This window comes from Priestia sp. P5_B4 (genome assembly GCF_056400385.1).
The window spans coordinates 1-1283 of the sequence record NZ_JBFULJ010001004.1 but is presented as its reverse complement, the minus strand read 5'-3'; the positions used below and the strand labels follow the sequence as shown (position 1 = coordinate 1283).

At 36.9% G+C, this 1283-nt stretch carries 1 protein-coding gene; it reads right to left on the bottom strand.

The window, feature by feature from the left end:
• Positions 1–194: 194 nt before the first annotated feature.
• The coding region (locus tag AC1DRF_RS28295; protein ID WP_477742344.1) for an MFS transporter at positions 195–1283 on the bottom strand (1089 nt) is incomplete at its 5' end.

The following is a 1283-nucleotide window of genomic DNA, read 5'->3' as shown; positions in this document are numbered from 1 at the left end:
CTTTTTAACTTCTTTTAATTTCCTTTAATTTACATTTAATTCATCGTTTTCTGTTATTTCTCTTGCTGTGCATTAAAGTAAACTTTATGTGTTGTGTTATTTTTAATGATTTATATTAGGAATAATTACATAAAATATATTGTCTTACACTAAAGTTACGAACTTATATGGTGAACATCTCTTATGTAAAGTCATTAAGAAGCATTCAGCACTTTCTGCTCCTTTTTTCCCTTTTCTTTAATTAGTAAGACACCTAACAACCCCATCATTGAAAACAAAATGGGAATCATAAAAGCATAATGATAACCAACATGCAACAAACGCTCGGGGAATAAATCCAGGACATTTCCGAAAATACTAGGTAATAATACTGCGCTTAAAAAGCCTCCCATATTGGCAAAACCTGATACAACTCCTACTTCTTTTACTGAGAAGGATTGACGTACTACGGCAAATGTCAAAGCGCTTGCGCCGTTTCCAAAGCCGATGATAAAAAGCAAAATAACGACTAGCATGAATGAAGGTTTCACGCCGGAAAGTAATAACCCAGTCCAGCTAAGCACCACAATAAGATGAATAAGTGAATAAATTTTTTTAATGGAATTTAACCTGCTTGATATCCAGCTGATTAAAGGTCCGCCAATCATAGCGCCAAACAGACCATACATAATAAGCTGACTTGCATCAGCGCGAGATAAATGGAACACATTCATTCCATAAGGAACTCCCCAAGAACCAATAAAACCGATATATGTACCAACTACACCAAAATGACAAAGAAATGTTGCCCAGGCTTGGCGAGTCGTCATCACTCTCCTTAGGATCGCCCATACACTTTCCGGGGTCTTAACAGAGGATTTATTTGCTTTAGCATCATCTTGAAATAATCGTTTAGGTTTTACCACTAAAACGACATAAAGCAGGTAGGATACCGCCATTAAAACTAGACCTATGCTAAGAAAGGGAACCCTCCAGCCTGAAAATGAAATCCACATAGACAAAGGCACGGTAGCTGATAATGAACCTACACTTCCTACCAGCCCAATTAAACCTAATAGCTTTACAAACTCATTTCCCTTAAACMACTGACTTAAAATTAACACTAAATTGACAAAAATCATGGAGTCTCCCGTACCGACTAGTAAACGAGAGAAAATTAACACATATTCGTTAGGAGACGTGCTGTAGATAAGACTTCCTATTCCCGTTAAAAGCGACCCTATAATCAAAAATCGATTGGGACCGTATCGGTCAGAAAGTAAACCAATAGGAATCTGAAGACC